Origin of the sequence: Halalkalibacter sp. APA_J-10(15) (assembly GCF_023017105.1) — a bacterium.
GTDB lineage: Bacteria > Bacillota > Bacilli > Bacillales > Bacillaceae_D > Halalkalibacter.
Genome location: NZ_JALKEV010000028.1, coordinates 1 through 21075 on the forward strand (window position 1 = coordinate 1; position 21075 = coordinate 21075).

Consider the following 21075-nt stretch of genomic DNA (forward strand, 5'->3'; position numbering starts at 1 on the left):
GCATAAACGCTATCATCCGGTATTAGCACCGATTTCTCGATGTTATCCCAATCTACAGGGCAGGTTGCCCACGTGTTACTCACCCGTTCGCCGCTAACTTCAAAGGAGAACAAGTTCTCCCTAAAGTTCGCTCGACTTGCATGTATTAGGCACGCCGCCAGCGTTCGTCCTGAGCCAGGATCAAACTCTCCATAAAAGTTGAGTTGAATTAGCTCATATACTTCATAAAACATTGACGAGATTCCTTGTTGCTCACGCAACAATTGTCTCTTTTTCGCTTGGCTTTTGTTCAGTTTTCAAAGAACTTTTCCTCATCGCCCTAAAGCGACTTTTTAAGTTTAAATCCTCATTCAATTATAGTCAAGTGTTTTTTTGGTGGGCCTGAGTGGACTCGAACCACCGACCTCACGCTTATCAGGCGTGCGCTCTAACCAGCTGAGCTACAGGCCCTAAAAAAGGCATAAAAAAAGCACCTAACCAATATTTGATTATTGGAGCGGGTGATGAGAATCGAACTCACGACATCAGCTTGGAAGGCTGAGGTTTTACCACTAAACTACACCCGCAAATTATAACAAACTAATAATGACGACAAATCTTATAATACACTATTTATACAAAAATAGCAACCTTTTTTTCATGGTCGGGAAGACAGGATTTGAACCTGCGACCCCTTGGTCCCAAACCAAGTGCTCTACCAAGCTGAGCTACTTCCCGATAATATGGCACGCCCTGAGAGATTCGAACTCCCGACCTTTTGGTTCGAAGCCAAACACTCTATCCAGCTGAGCTAAGGGCGCACGTAAAATTCTTAGTATATCCAATGGTTATTAAATTGGTGCGGTTGAGAGGACTCGAACCTCCACGGGGTCAACCCCCACTAGGCCCTCAACCTAGCGCGTCTGCCATTCCGCCACAACCGCATTAACACCATTATTCTTTTAACTTCCAAGTGCGGGTGAAGGGAGTCGAACCCCCACGTCATAAGACACTAGATCCTAAGTCTAGCGCGTCTGCCAATTCCGCCACACCCGCGAAATTAGTGGCGGTCCGGACGGGACTCGAACCCGCGACCTCCTGCGTGACAGGCAGGCATTCTAACCAACTGAACTACCGGACCACTAATGGTGGAGGATGACGGGATCGAACCGCCGACCCCCTGCTTGTAAGGCAGGTGCTCTCCCAGCTGAGCTAATCCTCCATATAAGAATTCTAAACTTCACTATGAAAATATGACCCGTACGGGATTCGAACCCGTGTTACCGCCGTGAAAGGGCGGTGTCTTAACCGCTTGACCAACGGGCCAAAAAATGGCGGAGAAGGAGGGATTTGAACCCTCGCGCCGCGCAAACGACCTACACCCTTAGCAGGGGCGCCCCTTCAGCCACTTGGGTACTTCTCCATGGCTCCACAGGTAGGATTCGAACCTACGACCGATCGGTTAACAGCCGATAGCTCTACCACTGAGCTACTGTGGAATATATCAACGAATGTCGACTTAAAGTATTATAAACAGTCACCTTTAACATATCAACTAAAAAAGCACTTATTTCAGCGACTTCTATAATATATCATAATACAACTTCATCTATCAATACTATTTCAAGATTTTTTTTGCAATTTCCCTCGGCATTTCCCACAGACGAATTTGGACGTATCAATCCTTCTTTTCCTAACAAATTCCAAAGAACAACCTAGACATTGATAAACATGCGTAGCTTTGTGTTCTCTCTTCATCCCTGGAATCATATCACAATAGCGCGGGGCCCCAACCTTTTTCATTAAGCTTTTGAATTCACAGTCTTGATGCTTGTATCCTTTGCCTTCTATATGTAAATGATAGTGGCAAAGCTCATGCTTAATAATACCGACAAGTCCTTCATAACCGAAATGTAGAACTTGTTTAGGATTAATTTCAATATGATGAGAATGCAACAAATACCTTCCTCCTGTTGTACGAAGCCTATTATTATACAATGCACGATGCTGGAACGGCCTATTAAAGTACGTTAACGATATTTCTTCTACTAATTTTTGGAGGCTGTTTTCATTTAACCACTTCATATGCTTATCCATATTTCCACTACCTTTCAACATTGACAACCTCCCTGACATATACTAATAAAAACCGAGATGCTAAGGAGTTGATCCTCATGCCTAACTGGCTGAGACAACAATTAAGGCGAGCCTATTTACGCAAAGATCGTACTCAAATAAAGATTTTAAATCAATGTTGGTTTTATTACAAAGAAAAAATACGTACATCCATCAAGTCAAGCCTATGACCATATGAAAAAGCCTGCCTCGATCTAGACAGGCTTTCCCTATTACAATCATTGCTTGTCAGGTTCTTTCATTGTTAAAGCAATCCTTCCCTTCCCAATATCTACTTGATCAACCCAAACCGTTACAATTTCTCCTACTGATACAACCTCTAATGGATGTTTCACAAAGCGATTTGTCAACTTCGAAATATGTACTAATCCATCCTGCTTCACACCTATGTCAACAAAAGCACCAAAATCAACAACATTTCGAACAGTTCCTTGCAATTCCATGCCTGCCATTAAATCCTCCATTTGCAAAACACCTTGCTTCAGTAAAGGCTTAGCAACTTCATCACGCGGATCACGCGCAGGTCGAATAAGTGATTCAACAATATCACGCAAAGTGGGAACACCAATCCCCATCTCTTGGGTAGCCTGTTTCAAATCAATATTTTGCAAATTAAGCTTCACTTTTTCACTACCAATATCATCAGCCTTAGCGCCGACTCGCATAAGCAACTCTTGAGCTTCCTTATAACTCTCTGGGTGAATAGCCGTAGCATCTAACGGCTGTGTCCCATCAATAATACGCAGAAAACCGATCGCTTGCTCATACGTCTTCGCACCTAGACGCGGAACTTTCTTTAACTGCTTCCGATCCGTAAATCTCCCCTGCTCTTCACGCTGTTTAATAATGTTTGTCGCTACAGACTTCGAAAGTCCTGCTACATATTGTAAAAGAGCAACCGATGCTGTATTCACATTAACACCCACTTGGTTAACAACCGTTTCAACAACGAATGTCAAAGATTCAGACAAACTCTTTTGCGAGACATCATGTTGATATTGACCAACACCCACCGACTTCGGATCAATCTTCACTAGTTCTGCTAGAGGATCTTGTAGTCTTCGCGCAATTGATACTGCACTTCTTTCTTCAACTTTCAGATGTGGAAATTCCTCTCTCCCTAAGTCCGATGCCGAATAAACACTCGCACCCGCTTCATTAACAATAAGATAATAGATTTCACGGTCGATCTCTTTCATCGTATCAGCGACAAACTGTTCTGTTTCCCTTGATGCCGTTCCATTTCCTATCGCAACCATAGTTACCGAATGCTTCTCAATTAACTCTTTTACGACAGCCGACGCTTTCTCTACTTCATTTCTCGGTGGAGTAGGATAGACAACTGCTATATCCAGCACTTTTCCTGTATGATCTACGACAGCCAACTTACAACCTGTACGATAAGCTGGATCAACCCCTAGTACAACCTTATCCTTCATTGGTGGCTGCAACAATAAATGCCTTAAATTCTCGGAAAAAATATGGATCGCTTGTGCCTCAGCCTTTTCTGTGAGCTCATTTCGAATTTCTCGTTCAATGGAAGGGGTTATTAAACGTTTATATGCATCTTCAATTGCATCTGAGACCAGATTTTCTACGAACGAATGCTGAGTGATAAACTTCCTTTTCATTTGTTGGAGCACCCGTTCATTAGGAAAGAGCAATGACACCCGCAGAATCCCTTCCTTCTCTCCACGATTCATCGCCAAAATACGGTGTGGTACGATCGCTCTTATCGCTTCATCGTATTCATAGTACATTTCAAATACACTTTTCTCATCAAGAGATTGATCTTTCACAGACGCTTGGATTTTCCCTTCAGAAAAACCTCGATGACGAATCCACTTCCTCAAGTCAGCATCATCAGACACCCATTCTGCTATAATGTCTTGTGCGCCTTGTATAACTTCTTCAATCGTCGTCACTTCTTTTTCTTCGTTTATGTAGGCGTTCGATTCACTTTCTATGTCACCTGATTTCGGCAAGGAAAACAACCACTCCGCAAATGGTTCTAACCCTTTTTCTTTCGCTACCGTCGCTCTAGTACGACGCTTTTGCTTATACGGTCGATATAAATCCTCTATTTCTTGCAGCTTTTTTGCTGATTCAATTTGTACACGTAATTCATCCGTTAACTTCCCTTGCTCTTCAATTAAGCGCACTACCTCTTCTTGCCTTTTCAATAATTGATTCTCATATTCCCATTTCTCAACAATGTCACGAATTTGAACCTCATCAAGCCCACCTGTCATCTCTTTTCGGTAACGCGCGATAAAAGGAACCGTATTTCCTTCTCCTACTAACTCAATGAGCTGAGTCACATATTGTTCTTTAGTATTTGATTCCTGAGCTAATTTAGCAATTATTTGCATTTTCTTTTCTTCATTCATAGAAGCACCTCTTTATACATATATTATCCATATCATATCACAACTGATGATTTTCAAGCTTTAACCTCCATCACGAAAGGTCATATGAGTTTTATATTTACACGAAGAAAAAAGCTCATTAGCTTAAGCTAGCTAACAAGCATACACACTACTCAGTTATTCTCCCGACAAGAACCGTCACATCATCATTTATTTGCTCTGTACTATAGTTCAAATAAGGAATAATATCTTCCAATTCTCTTATCGACAACAGTTGCTCCTTATTAAAAGGTGAACTCACTCCATCTGAATACAAGCAAAACACACTATCTTTCTCAAATGGAAAGTAATGTATATTGAACGTACTTTTCCTACCAGATAAATAACCTCTCTTCGGAATAGGTTGAATGAGCTTCCCGTCTGGCAAACATAACATAAAACCAATATTACCGTAATTACAATAGGATATTTCTCTTTTTTCGTAGTGAATCTTAATAATTGTCAAAACCGCACCGCGCTCAAATAACAAGTCCTTGTTACCTTTTTCTGCTATAACATCAACGGGATGATCGTGATAACGGACAATTGCGTCCATAACAATGTTGGCAGACCTTCTAGCGCCTTCACCGCTACCTAAACCATCAATTACTGTACATAGCATATATTCATCTGTATGTAGAACCGTATGTACATCTCCACAACAAGATTTCCCTGGCTTTGATTTTTCTAATGCTACAACCACTGTTTTTCCATCTGTATAATGGTTAATCATTATAAGATCTCCGACGCTTCGATGTTGATCGATTCCTTTAATCTATTCAATGCTTTACGTTGTAAGCGAGACACATGCATTTGAGATATACCAAGTCGCTCACCAGTTTCTTTCTGACTAAGATGCTCATAATACGTCAAGTAGATGATTTGCCGCTCTCTCTCACTTAATACTTTCAATGCATTCTCGAGCATCATCCTTCGATCAGCTTTTTCAAAACCAGACTCTTCTTCGCCTATTAAATCAAGCAACGTCGTTTCTCCACCTTCTTGATCGGCTTCTAACGTACGATCTACTGATAATGCCTGATAACTTTGGCTCATCTCCATCGTTTCAAGTACATCCTCTTCTGAGACACCTAGGTGTTCAGCAATTTCATGAACAAGAGGCGATCGCTGATATTCTGTTGTCAATTCTTCTACGGCATTTTTTATTTTCGGACCCAATTCCTTAATGCGCCGTGGAACATGCACACTCCAAGTCTTATCACGAATAAACCGTTTAATTTCACCGACAATAGTCGGAACTGCAAAAGACTCAAAGCTCTTGCCAAATTCCCCATCAAAGCGCCGCAAAGCTGCCAACAATCCAACCATACCTACTTGAAAAAGATCCTCTTCATGGTCCTTACCTCTGGAAAACTTTCTTGATAATGAATGTACAAGCCCTTTATAGTGCTCAACAATCTTCAACTGGAGATCTCGATCTCCAGTTTGCTGATATTGATCAATCCACCTATATACATCATCATTGCCCTGGTTGCGTTGTATTGATTCGGTCGACATGTTGCTCCACCTCATCTCTGTGAAGAAACTTAGTCATAACTAAAATGACTCCTGTTTGATTACTAATTTCTACTTTATCCATTAATGTGTTAATAAGGAACAAGCCAAGTCCACCTTCCTTCAAATCTGCAACTGGTTGATCTGAATCAACTGGCCTTAAGTGGTCTTTTAAATCAGATAAATTAAAGCTTTGGCCTTTATCCGCAACAGCAACCTCTAATCGGTCAGGCTGTACCGAAAAGGATACATTCATCTTCCCTTCTTCTTCATAAGCATGTGTCACTACATTCGTACATGCCTCAGCAACGGCAATTTTCATATCTTCAATTTCGTCATATGAAAAACCGATACGGTTGGCAATACCTGACACAGTTAGACGGACCACCCCCACATATTCGGGCTTTGCAGGTAACGACATTGTTATTTGATCACACTCATGCTGACTCATTTACACTCGCTCCTTCTTTTCAATAGTCATTACTTCGTCTAGTCCCGTTATTGAAAATAGTCGGTGAATTCGTTCAGATAAACCAACAAGCTTTAAATGACCGTTATGATTATGCATCGCCTTAAACACACCAATAAATATTCCTAAACCAGTACTATCAATATATTCAACGTCTGATAAATCAATAATGATGTCTTGGTCATGGTATTGTGCCAACGGAGCTAAAGATTCCTTTAATTTAGGTGCAGTATAAGCATCGATTTCTCCTGTAAGAAATACATTATGTTCATTTTCTTTTTTTTCAAATCGTACGGATAGGTTCATCGTTTCATAACTCCCTTTCCCTTATATACCTTATATAGTTTCTCCATACCACCACTTACTATTACTTAAACATTTCTTTTTAAAATAATCATCGTAAAATCATCTTTGAGCTCATACTCTTGCCATTTAGACATTTCTTCATACACATGCTGAACCATCTCTTGTGCGGATGCATGCATAGTTTGTCGAAGTAGAGTCACAATTTCCTCCCTTTCAATGAAGCGATCTTGATTTCTTGATTCTGTTACTCCATCTGAAAGCAGTACAACAAAGTCACCGACATTTAAAGACTTTTCGTATTCTTTATATGCCGTCCCACTTGCTAAACCAAGAACCATCCCTTTTGCATACAACTCTTCGAATGCATCATTATTCGCATTATAAAAGAAGCCTGGCTCATGTCCTGCACTCGCATAATAAAATAAATGCTTATTTATATCATAAGATCCGTACATCATCGTAATAAACATATTATCACTTATATTTTGTTCAACAACACGGTTCACATTTTCAAGCATCACACCAGGCTGCTGATTGAGCCGCGATAAACTATCCATAGCATATTTAATCATTGACATACATAATGCTGCCGGCACACCTTTACCAATAATATCAGCGATTGCTACTCCAACTCTATTATTCTCCTCTTGTATAAAATGATAATAATCACCACTCATCTTATTAGCAGCAACACTAATAACACCTATATCAAGTGAGCTTGTTTGCGGTACTCGCTCTGGTAGTAGTGTTTGCTGCATACTCGCAGCGACATCAATTTCAGATTCTAGCTCTAGCTGTCGATCCCTTAAGCTTTGATGCTCACGGTATGCCAAACCATATCCCATCATTACTTCTAGTAACAGGTCAAATGAATCTAGCATCTCGCCTTGCACATTAGGAAACAGCTCAACTAAAACCGATCGATGAACACTAACAAATTCTTCAGGTGATACTTGCTCCTCTAAAAGACGTTTACTAAACTGTTGTGCTTGATAGAGACCTTTCTCACTCTTTTGATGAAGAAATGTTTGAAGGATCTGCAAATATTCTTGCTCTAAGCTAGTTACCTTCTTGTCCACTTTACTCCCCCTGTCACCTTTATTTCATCATTGTATTAACCATTTAATAGTTGTAATCGTTGTACCTTCACCTTCATTTGAATCAATCGTAAACTCGTCCATCAGACGCTTAACACCAGGTAATCCGGCACCCATTCCTCCAGAAGTCGTAAAACCATCCGTCATCACCTGACGTACATCTGGAATTCCGGGACCTCTATCTCTAGCAATTACACGAATCCCATACTTCTTAGCAACCTGACTCTTCTTTTCAACTTTTTGAATGCAAATTTCTCCACGCTTCGCATATAAATATATGTTACGAGCTAACTCTGAGATCGCTGTTGTGATTCGAGCTTGGTCCACACTACCAAAACCAATTTCTTTGGATAATGTCCGGCCAGCTTGCCGAGCCGCAACAATTCCCCACTCATTTTTCACTTCTACACAAGGTTGTTCGTTCATCTTCACTCCTCCAATTCTAGTTGGAGTTTTTCAAGACCTTGCTCTAAATCCAACGCTGTTTTTACATTTTGCAACTTTATCCCCATATCAATTAGGGTTATAGCAACAGCTGGTTGTATTCCGGTCAAAACAACCTTAGCCCCCATTAAACCAGACATATCAACAACATCACCTAACACTTTCGCGATAAATGAGTCAATCATATCAACAGAAGTTAAATCAATGACCACTCCTAATGAGCCTTCATTATGAATTTTATTTAATAAGTCCTCCTGAAACTGCAGCGCAGTTTGGTCATCTAACTCAACTTGAACACTTACTAATAAATAATGACTTAATTTTAATATTGGTATTCTCATAGATTCTGTCCTCCTTTTTAAAGGTCGACTACTTTTTTATTAACGAGCTCGAACGCCGTTTCTATTCCCTTCTTCAATGTACTCTTAGTAGGAAACTCACTAAGGTCTATACCAAGGTTGACAATCGTTTGAGCAATCTCTGGTCGTATTCCAACTAGGATACAGGTTGAACCTACTAAACGAACTGCCTCAGACGCTTGAATAACATGATGAGCAACCATTGTATCTACTACCGGTACTCCCGTAATATCGATTAGAACAACCTGAGAACGATGCTCAATAACCCCTTCTAATAAGTTTTCCATAATAAGCTTTGCCCGTGCTGTATCAATCGTTCCGATTAACGGCATAACGGTTACCCCTTCAAATACAGGGATAAGCGGTGCCGATAATTCTAACAAAGATAGCTTTTGCATTTCGAAGATATTTTCCCACGAACCGCTGTAATCAGAGACCAATTGATTTATGATCCCACTAGTCCATTCTTCAAGCTCATAAAAGACATCCATAAATTCTTCCATATTAGCACTATTAGAAGAGTACACATCAATAATGACTCTACGAAACGCTTGTAACCCTTGTGTGAAATACGCTAACGGCCAACCGCTCTGTATGTATTCATCAGCCAACTCGCTAATTTTCACCTTCGCTTCTGCTGAACCCAAGTTAACCATACTCACGATGTAATTCATAAACGTTTGATTTGTATTTTCATAGACTGAATCTGAGATAGAATCTAAATAATTCTCCTCTCTTATCGCCTTTAATTGTCCATCCCACTTTTCAAGTATTTCTTCACGCTTTCTTGAAACAAACGATACTAAATAAGGTTGCATACATCCATTCCCCTCTCATTTCAATAATCATATTATTTCATGAGACCGGTTTCGTTGCAAAGATTTTTGCGTTTTACATTTTTGTTACATTCGTTTTACTTATCTCATTTCCGGGTAATTACTTATAAGTCCACATTTAGGATTTATAGAATTTATAAGGTATGATTACGCAAAAAAACCCCGCATAGCGGAGCTTGCCGTTCGATTTAAAAATCAATAAGGCCTAAACTGATGAACAAGGCTTCATTGACTCGATTCATCATATCATCATCTAGATGCGTAATCTTATCTGTTAATCGTTGTTTATCAATTGTACGTATTTGTTCAAGCAAGATAACCGAATCTCGATCAAATCCATAACGCTTTGCATTAATTTCAACATGTGTCGGTAGCTTCGCCTTTTGAATTTGTGCTGTAATCGCTGCTACGATCACCGTAGGACTAAAACGATTTCCAATATCATTTTGGATAATAAGGACAGGCCTAACCCCTCCTTGCTCAGATCCTACAACAGGAGAAAGATCAGCAAAATATACATCACCTCGTTTGACCATCAAAGGCTACACCCCGCTCACTAAGCGATCGAGGGTATTCTCTGCTTCCTCCTCGGCAAGAAAAGATTCTGAAGCGATATTTAAGTTAATCTTCGCCATTTCCATATAACCTTGCTGCATCGTCTCACGGATTTGACGTTTCTTCCGCTCACGAAGGTACATCTTAGTTGCTTGTGAAATAAACTCACTACGATCGACATTCTCTTGCTTGATCATACCGTCCACCTCGTTCAACAAATGTTGTGGCAAATTAATAACAATCCGCTCTGTACTCTGCTCTGACACAAACATCCACCCCCAGCATCCACCATTACACGAACTAGCTTATAGCCTATTTATCTCCAAAATTAATCATACCATTTGCCAATACCATTTGCAAAGTCAATTCAAATTAATTTATATAAACTCTTGGAACTCGCATACCAATCATACAAACAATTTCATAATTAATTGTCTCAAGCCTTTCGGCAACTTCATCAACTGAAATGGACGCATTATGGTCTTGACCAATTAATGTCACAACAGTTCCAACCTCAATTGACTCTTTAAGATGAATCATACATTGATCCATGCATATACGTCCAACTAAAGGGACACGCTCCCCATTCACAAGCACTTCCCCACTGTTTGTACTATTCTTTCTAATCCAGCCATCTGCATAACCAATTGGTATGGTCCCAATCCATTCGTCCGCTTCTGTTTGATAGGTCGCCCCATAACTTATTGCTTCGCCTGCAGGAAGCTTTTTAACATGCGTTAATCGACTTTTAAGCATAAATGCTGGCTTTAATTCGATAGGTAGTTCTCCTTGTATTTCTAATGATGGTGTTAATCCATATAAAGATATACCAAATCTGAACATGTTAAATGTATGATCCGGAAAGCGCATTCCCGCTGCACTATTACCACTATGAATAAGGGGTATATGGACACCCAGCTCCTTCATCCATGTTAACACATTGAGAAAACGCTTATGTTGCGTTTCATAATAGTCGGTATTTATTTCATCTGCAGTTGCAAAGTGGGTGAATATCCCTTCTAATTCCATGTTCGTGTGTTTTGAAATAAACGAAACGATCGGAAGGAGTTCAGACTTTAAACGCACACCAATCCGTCCCATACCAGTATCCACTTTTATATGAATGAATAATTTCTGATCAGCATCAGCATCAATATAATGCTCTGCCTCATACAACCATTCTATTTGAAAGACCGTAACGGTGATTCGATAACGAATCGCAATTGCCACATCCTCAGGTCTAATACGTCCCATTACGAGAATTGGTGCTCCAATCCCGGCATCCCTTAATTCAATTGCTTCATCTAATAAAGCAACAGCCAAATATGCTGCCCCACTCTCAAGTACTGCTTTTGCCACTTCAATAGCCCCATGACCGTACCCATTCGCCTTCACAACTGCCATAACCTCTACATCTCGTCCAAGATTATGATAGAGATTACAGACCGACTTCATATTATGACGAATAGCGCGAAGATCGATTTCTGCCCATGTATCTCTATAAAATTCCTTACTCATCCTATGATCCTCCAATAAAAACTCCACTCATATCTAAACAAATGTCTAGTCTCTCTATTTTACCATAATTCTATAATTACATTACAATCAAACCTTTATTTAATGACAAAATGGTCTTATCCCTTTCATGAAACAATCAGCATTAACATTCGTTCATAACAATCCTCTCTTTTTTAAAAAAGAGACTCAGCATTCCGCCGAGTCTCAATCCTTACTTTTCTTCCGTCCCATAAACAGAGCTCGCAATTGCGATCATATCATCTGCCTCCAAATGTTCAGATGCCATAAAGAAATCAACACCATTGTATGTCCAAGTCAAGGATTCATTTGTCATCACACCAATTGTAAAGCCGAGGTCAACTGGCTCTCCTTGACCACTCATATTCATTGGGGTAGAAGCTGGGACGACTCGACTCTGTTCCTGAATAATCGTAAACGGCTTTTCTCCACTATATTCTAAAACAACTCGTTCCTCACCTTCTGTTCCAATACTCTTGGAGGAAGCTAACTGTGTGCCATCTGGTGTAAATAAAGGATAGTGAACAGCCATCGATTCAGTTGGTTCAGCCATCGCAGGTTCATCACCCATTTGCGCTCCATTCATATTTCTCTCTGTATCAAAATCGCCATCATTAAAGGAGGCATTCCACTCAAAGCTCGTAAATTGCAACGTAACCAACACCTCTAGATCAGTGTTCATCACCTTTACTTCAACCGGTTCTAAATCTTTCTTGTTCAACTTAATTTCCTGCGTATGCAAATTTTTATTTTGATAATTCGTATTCGTTTGGAATACATAATGATCCTCATCCGCCTGGAAGGAACGCTCTGGGTCCATTAAAATATCTTGAATAAGCGATTCGTATAAATAAACTTGACTACCGTTTGTCGGCCAATCACTTTGGAAACGGAAGCTTTTATTCAAGGCGGGCGTTAACACAAACACTCCATCATCATTTCGTAAAATAATTTGACTTTGATCCTTGTTCTCATTTTCTAAAGCTACTCGATACTGACTGTCTGATTGATGCCAAACCTCAACTCCGTATTGTTGCTGCTCCTGTCCAGTTTCCAAAGTCATTGTTGCTTCCAACTTATACCCAGTCATATCAGAATGTTTCTTTTCTAAATCTGTCATAATGTCTTCCTGTGTTTTTTCACCACAACCTGCAAGAATTATGGCGAGTAACAAGCCTGTTGTAACAAACCACACTACTTTTCTCATGCCTTCACCCCTTTGTCTCATTTGAAAGAAGATCAAATGCATTCATCACGTCATTACTTGCTGCTTTTCGTCTACCATAATGTGCATGACTGGGAATGCACTGTGTAGATACTGCACTATTGTCGATGATTAGACGCTGAATGACTCTCCTCTTCTATTCGCACTACAACTATATGAGACAACCTTAGGCAATATGCAGACTAGCTTTACAAGCTTTCAATAATAACCTGAGCAATCGCGTAGGAACGGCTATGTGAAATAGAAAGATGAAGGCGAGCCTCTACTCCCTCTACTTCCATTACAGGTTTACCTGATTCTTCACTCATAATCGTTATGTCATGCCAGCTATATTGCTTCGAAATGCCAGTTCCGGCCGCTTTAACAAATGCTTCCTTCGCCGCAAAGCGGCCAGCTAAAAATTCTAACTGTCGCCTGTCTTTTAGCGTTTGATAATAGTAATGCTCTTTTTCAGTTAAAATTTTCGTAGCAAACTTAGACTTTCGATTGACTATTTCTTCGATTCGTTCTATTTCAACAATATCAATCCCAATTCCTTTAATCATCGTTTCCCTCATTTCCACTTTATGAATGTTCACCATCCATTCACATAGTCTATAGTAAGGAATTATGCCGATTCTCTGCTATAATAGCAAATAGAAAGGAGATGAGTTATGTTTATTCGTCATGAGAGCTTCTACTCTTTTAGAAAGAACTATCCAGTCATTACAACGCTAGCAGCCATACACTTAATTTTATTTATTTGGATGAATTTTTTACCTTTTGGACAATCGATTCAATACTTTGGAGTAGGTTTTAATTTAGCTGTCGCAAACGGGGAGTATTGGCGACTTGTCACACCAATCTTTTTACATTTGGGGCTATCACATGTTATATTCAACACATTTTCATTAGTTATTTTCGGACCAGCCGCTGAGAAAATGCTAGGCTCCGTTAAATTCCTCATTTTTTACTTATTAACGGGCATCATAGCTAATATAGCGACCTTCTTTTTGGAACAACCTTTTTACCAGCACTTAGGTGCATCAGGTGCTATATACGGGTTACTTGGACTCTATTTATACATCGTCCTTAACCGTAAAGATTTAATGGATCGTAACAGCGGACAGATTGTGGTGACGATACTAATTATTGGACTGATTATGACTTTTGCTTATTCAAATATTAATATACTCGCCCACTTATTCGGCTTAATTTCAGGTGCAGCTATCGCTCCTCTCTTCTTAGTCGGAGTGAAGCCTTATTACATGCAAAGAGCAACGCACACAGAGCCTAGTGAGCCTGTCTTTAATCCAAACAGGTGGCAGCAACGAGCAAAGAAAAAACAATTAATGATTCGAATCGCTTGGATCGCTTTAGCTGTACTTATTATAATCGGTATTTTCTCACGTCTTTTCTAAGATCATTAAAAAGAAGTAGGATGGTCGATTTAGAACCTGTATCATCCTACCTCCACTCTCTCCATATAAATTTCTTTTCGTGTAACAAATCATATACTTCAATTACCGTAGGCTTACGACCAAATTTATATTTACAATAAATACTAACAAAAATACAAAATTCCTCAAAGACGGGTTCCGTCACGCCAACCATCATTTTTTGAATAGCAAAAGATGATGTCTCTTGACTACCCTCAATAAAAAGCATTGTTTCACTATCAATCTTTTTCAACTCAGCACTCATTTTATTTACTAAAAACCATTTTAATAAATGATCCGTTAATGGTACGAGCACCAGATAAAAGTGCCTTTCAGAATAAAATGTGGACTTTTTCAAGTCTTCCCATTCTACTGATACTTTTTTCAAAAACTCAAACGTCGTAACCGAAGTGCTCGAGCAATGAAATACAATACGGTTCACACTAGACTGAACCTTATTGTGCCAACTTATCTGATTATGTATGCTTCCTTCACTGTTCATGAAAGGGTTCTTAATCAATTTTCCGTATGTCGCATGCGATCTCATCGGTGTTCATCTCCTACCTTTTTGCTGATAGTGAGCACATTCATTTTTATACGCGCATTGGCTTTCACAATCACCAATCGCTTGATAGATCGAACACCATGACCGTTTAGCATAACAGATTGGAATTTCTTGCTCACTTGCTTTTTTCTTTAGCACACTTGATAAATTATGGTTAATAAAGTCCGTCAGCACAAGTATCAAATCAACATGAGCTGGAATTCTTCTTTTCACCATCTGCACTTTGCGTCCACTTAAATGAATGATTTCATCAAACCCTAGCTGTTCAAGTTTCTTCGGAATCGAACCAAGACGATCTGCACCTACTATTAATAATGAAGACATTTCACCCTCCCCTTTCAATTGATAACAATTATCATTATCATAATATTAATTGATATAGCTTCTCATTGTCAACACCTTCACGATATTTTTAGGAACAGTTAGAATATATATTCTCATTTAATAGGTTATATTAATAGCTAGTCAATCACTCCATTTTCTTGTAAAGTTAGTATATACTAAAGGAGGTGCTGATGCTATATGGTAGCAAATATGACAGAGGATCAATTACTTGTATTGATCATAAAGTATTTAAAAGAGGCTAAAAAAAGTGCATTCCAACAAATACTTGATGAGCTCCATCCATATGATGTCGCTCAATTATATAAAGGTTTACCTGAGAAGCACCATCATAAATTTATTACGTTTCTTACACCTGATCAAATTGCCGATCTTATTCAAGAATTAGACCATGACATGCAGGTTGAGATTTTACATAAGCTCGGTATAGAACGTTCCTCTAAAGTTATGGACTTAATGGACAATGATGACCTTGCTGATTTATTAAATGAACTATCAATTGACAAAATCCAAGAATTCCTTGATGTGATGAAAAAAGAGGATTCACAACACATACAGTCTTTAATGAGTTATCCTGCTGATACTGCTGGTGGACTAATGACCAATCAATTTGTCTGGATACATGCCGACCAGACGGTAAGACAAGCTGTCGATAAACTAAAGGAATATGCCCATTTTTCCGAGAACATCTATTACTTATATGTGATTAATGAAGAAAAGCAGTTAGTTGGAGTTGTTTCTTATCGAGATTTACTTATCGCTGATATGCACGAAGTCATTGAGGATTTAATGTTCAATCGTGTAGTATCTGTTCATGTAGATGATGATCAAGAAGAAGTTGCCCAAACGATTGAACGCTATGATTTCATCGCTGTTCCAGTGGTAGATAACCGAAATAAATTATTAGGTATCATTACCGTCGATGACGCCATTGATGTATTTATTAAAGAAGCGAACGAAGATATTGAGAAGTTATCTGCTTCCGGTAAAGATATCGATTTCCATACAAAGGCTACAACTGCTGCAGTACGGCGATTACCTTGGCTTGTATTGTTATTATTTATTGGTCTTGTTTCCGGAAGCATTATTAGTGGTTTTGAAGCAACACTTGAACAAGTAGTAGCACTTATTTTCTTTATGCCAATGATTGCCGGAATGACTGGAAACACAGGAACTCAATCACTAGCCGTCGTCGTTCGTGGGATTGTGACGACAAACGTCGACCGAAAAACAACATTTAAACTTATCTTACGTGAGCTTCGTGTCGGTATTATTATTGGGGTCGCTTGCGGTGTGCTTATATCTCTAATCGCTTTTCTTTGGCAGGATCAGAACATTTACTTAGGTCTTGTTGTCGGTGCTTCATTACTTGTGACGCTGATCGTCGGAACATTAGCAGGAACAATCATTCCTCTATTATTGTATCGATTCGGAGTAGACCCGGCGGTAGCATCCGGCCCTTTAATTACTACATTAAATGATATTTTCTCATTGATGATTTATTTTGGTATTGCGACGGCGTTCTTACATAAGCTTGTCGGTTTATAAATAGACGTCATACATTTCCCTGGAAATATGTAAAAGGATTAAAAGTTTTGTCGGTACAGAGAGAATGTCTCTTCACCATATAGCCATCTTTAGGTTAATGTAGAGATTTATATCTTTAAAAAAGAAAAAAGCTGGGGCAAAAGCGAGCAACGATTGAAGCCATTGCTACTCAAATTAAAGGCACTGAACTTTTTCAGTGCCTTCTGTTCATACTCCTTTTAATTTGTCTTTAAAGGAGCCGCTTTTCTTTTCTTCTCACTAATTGACAAAATAGCCGCCTAATGTCCAATACAAAATACCATATAAAACGGTCAGACCCGCAATTATTGCAAAAAGCTTTTTATTCGATAGTTTCATAAAAATCACCTTTTCAATTTCCTTAAAACGATTATACAGCATTTTACGCTACGTAAGATTGACTATTTATCAACTTTTATTGCTTAGTGGAGAAACAGTAATCCCCTCTTGCTCTAGCACATATCGCAACCGCCTTCCAAGCTGTACGGCCTGTTCATTATCACCATGTATACAGACCGTGTCCGCTTCCATTGATACCCAATTACCATCAATTGACTGAACTCTATTCCCCTTCAATATCGTCAATACTTGCGCTACCGCCACTTCCTCATCATGAATAATTGCTCTTTCACCGAAGTGACGAGGGGTAAGTGTCCCATTGTCTTGATACGTACGATCAGCGAATACTTCATTTGCAACTTTCAAATTCTTAGCTCGACCAGCTGCTATCAATTCACTTCCTGCAAGACCGTATAAAATGAGCGAAGAATCACAATCTACGACTGCTTGTGCAATCGCATCTGCAACTCCCCGATTAATCGCAGCTTCATTATACAACGCTCCATGTGGCTTTACATGCTTTAATGGCACATGAAACAACTGACAAAACCCCTTAAGTGCACTCACTTGATACACAATCATATGATAGATATCCTCAGGTGTCGTTTGAATCGATCGTCGTCCAAAACCGATCAAATCTTGATAACCAGGATGCGCACCAATTTCTAAACCTTGCTCAGCAGCCAGCTTAACCGTTTGCGCCATCGTATTATGGTCTCCTGCATGGTAACCACATGCAATATTTACAGATGTCACTTCTTTCATTAATAAACGATCATTCCCAATTTTATAAACACCAAAGCTCTCACCTATATCGCCGTTCAAATCAACTGTTAACACTTCCTACTCCCCCCCTCCTACCCATTTTGCATAAATGCTTGCTTTTAGCTTCTCTAAATTTGCTTGTCTTTTTCTAAATAAATAGCCAGCTGAATTCATGTCAATCTCTTCAAAAAGAAGCAAATCGCCTGCTTTCATTTGAGCGATTTTTGATCGATCAACCGCTGCTACCTGCCCAATAATAGGATATCCACCAACCGTTTGACTATCAGCCATTAATATAATCGGCATTCCATCTCCAGGTACTTGAATCGTACCAAATGATACAGGCTCTGATAACATTTGCTGTTGTTTTTTTAATGTTAAAGGACTTCCATTAAGACGATAACCCATACGATCCGCTTCAGTCGTGACTGTGTATGAGCTATTCCATAGGAGCTGGACACTTTCTAGCGAAAATGAGTCATAATGTCTTCCACGAATCACGCGAATACAATTCGAATTAGTATTATTGCACAAGTGAGATGAGACGCTCCATTGTGCAACCATTCGTTTCTGACTAGTGAGTAACGTATAAAGACCTTCAGATCGTCTATTCCGTTGTTTACATATTAAGCGGTCTCCTTTTTTTAAAGGTCGTCCATTAAGCCCTCCAATTCCAGCTCTTAAATATGTACTGTAGCTATTCATAACCTTCTTTATTTGCAACCCTCCCGCAAAGGCAATGTAAGAGCGACAGCCATCTTTGATTTGATGAAAGGAAAGTTCATCTCCTCTTTTCGCCAGAATCGGCCGATTTAAAGGGACATGAGTTCCATTTAATTTCGGAGAAAGGTCTCCACCGGTGATGGCGAACATTGTCGTCTCATGAAACTGCATAGTTGGTCCAGTCATTGTTACTTCCAAAGCAGCCTCATTCTCATCGTTACCTACAAGGACATTAGCTATTTGTATAGCATTTATGTCCATTGCGCCTCCTATACTAACTCCCGCTTTTTGAAATCCAAATCTTCCAGTATCCTGAACAGTTGTCAAAAGACCAGCCTTCACAATTTCAATGGTCATATTCACCCTCCTCATCTAACCAAATTTGACTTTCATCAATTGGTACAAATTGAACATGATCACCTAATTGTAATAATGTGACTGGATTTCTTTCGCTATGAAATAACGTCCTAGGAGTTCGGCCAATTATGTGCCAACCACCAGGAGATTCGATTGGATAAATCCCCGTTTGGGTTCCCCCAATTGCCACAGAACCGGGAGCAATCCTTAACCGCGGTTGATCTTTTCGTGGTGTGGCAAGCCTCTGATCAAGCTTTCCTAAATATGGAAAACCCGGAGTGAAGCCAATCATATAAACCGTATATATGCGATCTGAATGAAGTGAGATCACTTCAGCAGGTGTTAGCTTATGATAATCCGCTAACTCAACTAAATCTAGTCCAGACTCTCCACCATAAACGACAGGGATTTTGACTAATCTTCCCTTTGTTTGTCGACTTAATTTCCCCTGTAAACATCGCTTTATTTCTTGAATAATGAAGTCCAATGGGCTTTCTAATACGACGTTCAAAGGATTTACATAGACCATAACACATGTATATGACGGTACAACTTCGATAAGCCATTCAAAGGAATTAGCTTCTATTAATGATGTTACCGCTTTCGCCTTTGCATGAGTTTCTTGGTTTAATGTCGATCCTACCTTAATTAACACTGCTGACTCGTGTACTTTTTCAATTGATGTGTATAACGAGGCTTTCATTCCGTTCCCCTCCCCATTATTACAAATATAAGAAAAACTGACGAGCAGTCTTTTCTTAATTCCGTTGTTCTGAGCCGTTGCAAAGGGTTGAGCGTTTATGAAAATGCGGTTTTACATAAATGCGTGTAACGAGCGAGGCAACGACTCCTGCGAATCAAGCTACTTCCCTCCTAGATGAAACGTCTAAGAATTTTATACTTTTTTACCTTTTGAAAATAGTCTTAGAAGTTCCTACACCTCCTAAGACAATACCACTGAAAAGCTATCTTAAACTGAAAAAAGTTTGGTTTTTAACTTTTTCGATGTCCTTTAACCCTTTTTTTCTACATATCGAGATAATTCTAAAATCATTGCACCCATCCTCTCAAATTCTGGATATACAATTCGAGTAACACCTTCCTCTTCCAAAGCCTCAGCCGTCACTTTTCCGACAGCAACTGCGATAACCTTCTCATTTAATGTCGCTACAAGCCAATTTGCGTACTGATTTTCATGCAAATAATGAAAGAAAGAGCGAACTTGGATCGCAGATGTGAAACAAATTGCATCTATCTCTCCTTTCTTAAGTTCTGTTACCAATCGATCTAGTGTCTCCTTTTCAGGTTGAACATGTTGATAGGGTAGCATTTCAATTACAGTAGCCCCATCTTTTTGCAAGAACTCAATTAGACTTGGCACATTTTCTCCATGTAGCTGGACAAGCACTCGCTTTCCAGCAAATGGTATACCGTTTAATTGTTCAATGAGTCCAGCAACCGTACCGTCTTCATCTTTCACATCAGGCTTCAATCCTAGTTTCGATAATACAGCAAATGTTTTGTAGCCTCTTGTTGCCACATTTGCCTTATTAAGCTGAATCATAAAATCTTCTTTCAATGAAAGTTCTTCTGCAATATCGATAAGTGCTTGTGTACCTATACCCGTTGTGAAAATCGCCCAATCAAACCCTTGTTGAATAGTTTCCTTTAGGATAGGCTTCACTTCATCATCAGCTTGAAAAACAGTTCCCTGTAATGAACGTACAAGAGGAACTCCGCCTTGCTTTTCTACTAGTACACTCATTTCTTCTGTTTTCCGCGAAGCAGCCAATACGACCTTCTTGCCTGATAAACCCTTTTTCAATGAAATCATCCTCTCCAATTGCTGTTGATCCTATTATAACCTAAAGCATATAGCAACTTTAACGAATTTAATTAAACGTTTATTTAATTGGAAATATTTCAACATAAAATTCAAGATGCAACCTTTCTTGTTTCACATAGCCATAAGACATTCAAATACACTTGACTTCCAAGACTATCTCTTAAGTAACTATCCGCCGGTAGAACCGGCGGTTTTAATTTCGCCCTATAAGGGCACTTTACTGACTGCCCCCTAAAGGGGACTCTAAACTGACCGTCAACCGTTCACTTCTATTACTTATCTTTAAATG

24 protein-coding genes, 11 tRNA genes and 1 rRNA gene are annotated in these 21075 nt (G+C 39.3%); 3 read left to right on the top strand and 33 right to left on the bottom strand.

What is annotated here, in order from left to right; all coding sequences use genetic code 11:
• From MW695_RS21310 to MW695_RS21370, 13 genes are all read right to left on the bottom strand, one after another.
• Positions 1 to 196, bottom strand: a 16S ribosomal RNA gene (locus MW695_RS21310); the annotation flags it as partial.
• A 177-nt stretch (positions 197 to 373) separates the two neighbouring features.
• Positions 374 to 450: transfer RNA gene (locus tag MW695_RS21315), tRNA-Ile, on the bottom strand.
• A gap of 42 nt (positions 451 to 492) precedes the next feature.
• A tRNA-Gly gene (locus MW695_RS21320) sits at positions 493 to 566 on the bottom strand.
• A 74-nt stretch (positions 567 to 640) separates the two neighbouring features.
• Positions 641 to 717, bottom strand: a tRNA-Pro gene (locus MW695_RS21325).
• Positions 718 to 723: 6 nt separating this feature from the next.
• Positions 724 to 800, bottom strand: a tRNA-Arg gene (locus tag MW695_RS21330).
• A 36-nt stretch (positions 801 to 836) separates the two neighbouring features.
• Positions 837 to 923, bottom strand: a tRNA-Leu gene (locus tag MW695_RS21335).
• A gap of 30 nt (positions 924 to 953) precedes the next feature.
• Positions 954 to 1035, bottom strand: a tRNA-Leu gene (locus tag MW695_RS21340).
• An 8-nt stretch (positions 1036 to 1043) separates the two neighbouring features.
• Positions 1044 to 1120 (bottom strand) — tRNA-Asp (locus tag MW695_RS21345).
• A 5-nt stretch (positions 1121 to 1125) separates the two neighbouring features.
• Positions 1126 to 1201: transfer RNA gene (locus tag MW695_RS21350), tRNA-Val, on the bottom strand.
• Positions 1202 to 1233: 32 nt separating this feature from the next.
• A tRNA-Glu gene (locus MW695_RS21355) sits at positions 1234 to 1305 on the bottom strand.
• 6 nt (positions 1306 to 1311) lie between these two features.
• Positions 1312 to 1402: transfer RNA gene (locus MW695_RS21360), tRNA-Ser, on the bottom strand.
• Between the two features lies 1 nt (position 1403).
• Positions 1404 to 1478: transfer RNA gene (locus tag MW695_RS21365), tRNA-Asn, on the bottom strand.
• A gap of 124 nt (positions 1479 to 1602) precedes the next feature.
• Positions 1603 to 2097 carry a SprT family protein gene (locus MW695_RS21370; RefSeq protein ID WP_247107498.1) on the bottom strand — a complete coding sequence of 165 codons (495 nt, stop codon included), beginning with the start codon at positions 2095 to 2097 and terminating at the stop codon, positions 1603 to 1605.
• A 56-nt stretch (positions 2098 to 2153) separates the two neighbouring features.
• Between MW695_RS21370 and cmpA the strand changes: the two genes are divergently transcribed.
• A complete protein-coding gene (gene cmpA, locus MW695_RS21375) occupies positions 2154 to 2285 on the top strand; it encodes a cortex morphogenetic protein CmpA (RefSeq protein ID WP_247107499.1) in 132 nt (43 codons plus the stop codon).
• A gap of 48 nt (positions 2286 to 2333) precedes the next feature.
• On the opposite strand, the gene MW695_RS21380 is transcribed toward cmpA, so the two are convergent.
• From MW695_RS21380 to acpS, 14 genes are all read right to left on the bottom strand, one after another.
• Positions 2334 to 4505 (bottom strand): Tex family protein, encoded by a 2172-nt coding sequence (locus tag MW695_RS21380; protein WP_274169716.1) that lies wholly within the window; start codon positions 4503 to 4505, stop codon positions 2334 to 2336.
• A gap of 148 nt (positions 4506 to 4653) precedes the next feature.
• On the bottom strand, positions 4654 to 5256 hold the full coding sequence (locus tag MW695_RS21385; protein ID WP_247107500.1) for a SpoIIE family protein phosphatase: 603 nt from the start codon (positions 5254 to 5256) through the stop codon (positions 4654 to 4656).
• Positions 5256 to 6041 (bottom strand): RNA polymerase sigma factor SigB, encoded by a 786-nt coding sequence (sigB, locus tag MW695_RS21390; RefSeq protein WP_247107501.1) that lies wholly within the window; start codon positions 6039 to 6041, stop codon positions 5256 to 5258. Before sigB ends, MW695_RS21385 begins: the two co-directional genes overlap by 1 nt.
• A complete protein-coding gene (rsbW, locus tag MW695_RS21395; RefSeq protein ID WP_247107502.1) occupies positions 6004 to 6489 on the bottom strand; it encodes an anti-sigma B factor RsbW in 486 nt (161 codons plus the stop codon). Before rsbW ends, sigB begins: the two co-directional genes overlap by 38 nt.
• A complete protein-coding gene (locus tag MW695_RS21400) occupies positions 6490 to 6813 on the bottom strand; it encodes an STAS domain-containing protein (protein WP_035339904.1) in 324 nt (107 codons plus the stop codon). It lies immediately after the preceding gene.
• A gap of 65 nt (positions 6814 to 6878) precedes the next feature.
• A complete protein-coding gene (locus MW695_RS21405; protein WP_247107503.1) occupies positions 6879 to 7892 on the bottom strand; it encodes a PP2C family protein-serine/threonine phosphatase in 1014 nt (337 codons plus the stop codon).
• A 27-nt stretch (positions 7893 to 7919) separates the two neighbouring features.
• Positions 7920 to 8336, bottom strand: coding sequence for an anti-sigma regulatory factor (locus MW695_RS21410; RefSeq protein ID WP_247107504.1), 417 nt, complete (start codon positions 8334 to 8336; stop codon positions 7920 to 7922).
• A gap of 2 nt (positions 8337 to 8338) precedes the next feature.
• A complete protein-coding gene (locus MW695_RS21415) occupies positions 8339 to 8695 on the bottom strand; it encodes an STAS domain-containing protein (RefSeq protein ID WP_247107505.1) in 357 nt (118 codons plus the stop codon).
• Between the two features lie 17 nt (positions 8696 to 8712).
• A complete protein-coding gene (locus MW695_RS21420) occupies positions 8713 to 9531 on the bottom strand; it encodes an RsbT co-antagonist protein RsbRA (protein ID WP_247107506.1) in 819 nt (272 codons plus the stop codon).
• Positions 9532 to 9737: 206 nt separating this feature from the next.
• Positions 9738 to 10088 carry a type II toxin-antitoxin system PemK/MazF family toxin gene (locus MW695_RS21425; protein ID WP_035339895.1) on the bottom strand — a complete coding sequence of 117 codons (351 nt, stop codon included), beginning with the start codon at positions 10086 to 10088 and terminating at the stop codon, positions 9738 to 9740.
• Positions 10089 to 10091: 3 nt separating this feature from the next.
• On the bottom strand, positions 10092 to 10376 hold the full coding sequence (locus MW695_RS21430) for a CopG family ribbon-helix-helix protein (RefSeq protein ID WP_035339893.1): 285 nt from the start codon (positions 10374 to 10376) through the stop codon (positions 10092 to 10094).
• 100 nt (positions 10377 to 10476) lie between these two features.
• Positions 10477 to 11622: an alanine racemase gene (alr, locus tag MW695_RS21435; RefSeq protein WP_247107507.1), complete on the bottom strand. Its 1146-nt coding sequence runs from the start codon at positions 11620 to 11622 to the stop codon at positions 10477 to 10479.
• A 211-nt stretch (positions 11623 to 11833) separates the two neighbouring features.
• On the bottom strand, positions 11834 to 12847 hold the full coding sequence (locus MW695_RS21440) for a LolA family protein (protein ID WP_247107508.1): 1014 nt from the start codon (positions 12845 to 12847) through the stop codon (positions 11834 to 11836).
• A gap of 206 nt (positions 12848 to 13053) precedes the next feature.
• Positions 13054 to 13410 (bottom strand): holo-ACP synthase, encoded by a 357-nt coding sequence (gene acpS / locus MW695_RS21445; RefSeq protein WP_247107509.1) that lies wholly within the window; start codon positions 13408 to 13410, stop codon positions 13054 to 13056.
• A gap of 108 nt (positions 13411 to 13518) precedes the next feature.
• On the opposite strand from acpS, the gene MW695_RS21450 reads away from it, so the two are divergent.
• Positions 13519 to 14265 carry a rhomboid family intramembrane serine protease gene (locus MW695_RS21450; RefSeq protein ID WP_247107510.1) on the top strand — a complete coding sequence of 249 codons (747 nt, stop codon included), beginning with the start codon at positions 13519 to 13521 and terminating at the stop codon, positions 14263 to 14265.
• Between the two features lie 46 nt (positions 14266 to 14311).
• Here the strand turns inward: MW695_RS21450 and MW695_RS21455 are convergent, their stop codons facing one another.
• Together MW695_RS21455 and MW695_RS21460 are read right to left on the bottom strand one after the other, a co-directional pair.
• Positions 14312 to 14830: a hypothetical protein gene (locus MW695_RS21455; protein ID WP_247107511.1), complete on the bottom strand. Its 519-nt coding sequence runs from the start codon at positions 14828 to 14830 to the stop codon at positions 14312 to 14314.
• Positions 14831 to 14836: 6 nt separating this feature from the next.
• On the bottom strand, positions 14837 to 15172 hold the full coding sequence (locus tag MW695_RS21460) for a DUF2325 domain-containing protein (RefSeq protein WP_247107512.1): 336 nt from the start codon (positions 15170 to 15172) through the stop codon (positions 14837 to 14839).
• Between the two features lie 198 nt (positions 15173 to 15370).
• Here MW695_RS21460 and mgtE point away from each other — a divergent pair, with 198 nt between their 5' ends.
• Complete coding sequence (gene mgtE / locus MW695_RS21465) at positions 15371 to 16738, top strand: magnesium transporter (protein WP_247107513.1); 1368 nt, start codon at positions 15371 to 15373, stop codon at positions 16736 to 16738.
• A gap of 426 nt (positions 16739 to 17164) precedes the next feature.
• On the opposite strand, the gene MW695_RS21470 is transcribed toward mgtE, so the two are convergent.
• The 4 genes from MW695_RS21470 to MW695_RS21485 all read right to left on the bottom strand — a co-directional run bounded on the left by MW695_RS21470 (position 17165) and on the right by MW695_RS21485 (position 20765).
• Positions 17165 to 17935 carry a 5-oxoprolinase subunit PxpA gene (locus MW695_RS21470; protein WP_247107514.1) on the bottom strand — a complete coding sequence of 257 codons (771 nt, stop codon included), beginning with the start codon at positions 17933 to 17935 and terminating at the stop codon, positions 17165 to 17167.
• A gap of 3 nt (positions 17936 to 17938) precedes the next feature.
• Positions 17939 to 18940 carry a 5-oxoprolinase subunit C family protein gene (locus MW695_RS21475; protein ID WP_247107515.1) on the bottom strand — a complete coding sequence of 334 codons (1002 nt, stop codon included), beginning with the start codon at positions 18938 to 18940 and terminating at the stop codon, positions 17939 to 17941.
• Positions 18930 to 19643: a 5-oxoprolinase subunit PxpB gene (gene pxpB / locus MW695_RS21480; protein WP_247107516.1), complete on the bottom strand. Its 714-nt coding sequence runs from the start codon at positions 19641 to 19643 to the stop codon at positions 18930 to 18932. The genes MW695_RS21475 and pxpB overlap by 11 nt, the downstream gene beginning before the upstream one ends.
• Positions 19644 to 19952: 309 nt before the next feature.
• Positions 19953 to 20765: a uroporphyrinogen-III synthase gene (locus MW695_RS21485; RefSeq protein ID WP_247107517.1), complete on the bottom strand. Its 813-nt coding sequence runs from the start codon at positions 20763 to 20765 to the stop codon at positions 19953 to 19955.
• Between the last annotated feature and the right edge of the window lie 310 nt (positions 20766 to 21075).